Below are 2,781 nucleotides of genomic sequence, written 5' to 3' on the forward strand. Positions count from 1 at the left end.
ATTTGACTTTTGATGATGGACCTACAACTAAAATAACACCTCAAATATTAGATATATTAGATGATTATAATATAAAGGCAACGTTTTTTGTAATAGGTTCTTTAGCAGAAGTTAATCAGGATGTATTAAAAGACATTGATATGAGAGGTCATACTATAGGGAATCATACTTATAGCCACAATTATAAAATAATCTATTCATCTGTTGATGCGTTGCTAAAGGATATAGATAAGGCTGATAAAGTATTAGAGAGTATACTTCCAAACTATGAAAGAGGGCTTTTTAGGTTTCCAAGTGGATCTCATAAAAAATACCATTTTGTTGAAGCAGTCAAAAATAAAGGATATAAATACTATGATTGGAATGCATTAAATGGAGATGCTGAAGCGCACAATGTTCCAGTTAATAAGTTAATTAGTAATGTTAAAAAAACAGTATGTGGTAAAAACAAAGTTATTATATTAATGCATGATGCTCAAACAAAGCAAACTACTGTAAATTCATTACCATATGTAATTGATTACTTAATAAAGGAAGGGTACTCTTTTGAAACACTAGATAACTATAAATAATAATATAAGTATAAATTATATTACTTATTATAATTATTTTAATGCAATAAAAATAAGACTTTCCTAGCTAGGAAGTCTTATTTTTGTTGTAATAGGTCTCAAGTATTATACTTATAGCCTTTTCACATTCTTTATCGCCATGATTTAAGGCCCAAGCAGTATTGAAGTAGTTTAGAGCTTTATTATTATTATTTAGCATCGCATGACAATAGCCTAAATTAAAAAAGTAAGAGCTTTCTCTTTTTAATCTTAGAGCACAGTGCAGAGTAGCAATAGCTTTTGGAAAATCTTTAAGCTTAATAAAACACACTGCTGTATTATATAGCGAAGCTGCTTCATTCTCTTTCATTTCTACTGCTTTTGTATACATAGAAATTGCCTTTTCATATTTCTTATTATTATAAAGCTCGTTTGCTTTATCAAAATAGCTCATTTGTAACCCTCCAATAAAATGTTCTTTATTATTTGTAATAATTACCACAAAAAAGATTTTTTATACTATATTTGAAAAAACTTTACATTTTATTTTTAATTGTGATGATTTAATTAATTTATGTGATAATTATTTAAAAAAGTATTGACTTTTTATTAGTTATTCTATATAATGTACTAATAATTAAAGAGTGATAAAAGCGTTGAAGAAGAGGAGTAGGATTTGAAAGTATTAAGAGAGGAAGGCTCTGCGGCTGAGAGGTCTTCTATATGGAACAATCTGAAGGTAGCTTTGGAGCTTCTTTATCGAAAATATTTTTAGTAGATAAAGCCGGTTGTCAAATCGTTAGTTTATATGAGCCTGTAATTTTGCAGGGAAAAAAGGTGGTACCACGAGCTTTTCGTCCTTTTGGGGATGAAAGGCTCTTTTTTATTTTAAATAAATTTTAAATAATTGTTAAATATTTGCCTTATGAAGAAATACTTTAATTTTAAATTCATTATGAAAACACAACTTTTGGGAACAATACCATAACTTTTTATGGCTCCATTTAAGTGTATTTTCATTTGCGTGACAAATAAAAATTAATAGGAGGAATTAATATGGAAGATAATAAGAACTTAGCTAAAAATTATGATCCAAAAGATTTTGAAGAAAGATTATATGCATGGTGGGAAGAAAAGAAATTTTTTACTCCAGAAGTAGATAAAAGTAAAAAGCCTTATACAATAGTAATGCCGCCACCAAATATAACAGGTCAATTACACTTAGGTCATGCTCTTGATAATACTCTTCAAGATATCTTAATAAGAACTAAAAGAATGCAAGGATATAGCACTCTTTGGCTTCCAGGTGAAGACCATGCTAGTATTGCAACAGAAGTAAGAGTTGAAAATGCGCTTCTTAAAAAAGGATTAAAAAAGAAAGAAATGGGAAGAGAAGCTTTCCTTGAAAAAGTTTGGGAATGGACAGATCAGTATAGAGATAGAATTAGAGAGCAACTTAAAAAAATGGGATGTTCAGCAGACTTTACTCGTGAAGCTTTTACCATGGATGAAAATCTAAATAAAGCAGTTAGAGAAGTTTTTGTAAAATTATATAATGATGATCTTATATATAGGGGAAACAGAATTACTAATTGGTGTCCAAAATGTATGACAGCACTTTCAGATGCTGAAATAGAACATGAAGAGCAAGAAGGATTTTTCTGGCATATTAACTATCCGGTAGTAGGTAGTGATGAAAAAGTTGAAATTGCTACTACAAGACCAGAAACATTATTAGGGGATACAGCAGTTGCAGTAAATCCTAAAGATGAAAGATATAGTCATTTAATTGGTAAAATGCTTAAGTTACCGTTAGTAGATAGAGAAATACCAATAGTTGCAGACGATTATGTTGATATGGAATTTGGAACAGGAGCAGTTAAAATAACTCCAGCTCATGATCCAAATGACTATCAAGTAGGGAAAAGACACAATCTTCCACAGGTAGTTGTTTTAGAGGAAAATGGAACTATAAGTGAAGGTTATGGAAAATATTCAGGACTTGATAGATATGAAGCTAGAAAGCTTATGGTAGAAGATTTAGAAAAACAAGGATATTTAGTAAAGATAAAACCTCATAGTCATAACGTTGGAACTCATGACAGATGTAATACGACTGTTGAGCCAATGTTATCAAAACAATGGTACGTTAAAATGGAATCTCTTGCAAAGCCAGCTATAGAGGTTGTTAGAGAAAAGAAAACTAAGTTTGTTCCAGAAAGATTTGAAA

3 protein-coding genes and 1 other annotated feature are annotated in these 2,781 nt (G+C 29.9%); of the genes, 2 read left to right on the forward strand and 1 reads right to left on the reverse strand.

From position 1 onward, the window contains the following. Positions 1–572: polysaccharide deacetylase family protein (locus B2W91_RS13335; protein WP_291581697.1), on the forward strand; the 572-nt coding region annotated here is incomplete at its 5' end. A gap of 67 nt (positions 573–639) precedes the next feature. Here the strand turns inward: B2W91_RS13335 and B2W91_RS13340 are convergent. Continuing rightward, the gene (locus B2W91_RS13340; protein WP_291581700.1) at positions 640–1,005 is read right to left on the reverse strand and encodes a tetratricopeptide repeat protein; all 366 of its coding nucleotides are present in this window, start codon (positions 1,003–1,005) and stop codon (positions 640–642) included. Between the two features lie 193 nt (positions 1,006–1,198). Beyond that, positions 1,199–1,416: a binding site (T-box leader), on the forward strand. Positions 1,417–1,607: 191 nt separating this feature from the next. Between B2W91_RS13340 and B2W91_RS13345 the strand changes: the two genes are divergently transcribed. Next, positions 1,608–2,781 (forward strand): class I tRNA ligase family protein (locus B2W91_RS13345; protein WP_291581703.1); only part of this gene is annotated, 1,174 nt, incomplete at its 3' end.

Source organism: Clostridium sp. UBA6640, assembly GCF_002455975.1.
Lineage (GTDB): Bacteria > Bacillota > Clostridia > Clostridiales > Clostridiaceae > Clostridium_J.

Coding starts and splice junctions, on each gene's coding strand:
- B2W91_RS13340 (WP_291581700.1), bottom strand. CDS start 1,005: ATGAGCTATTTTGATAAAGCAAACGAGCTTTATAATAATAAGAAATAT.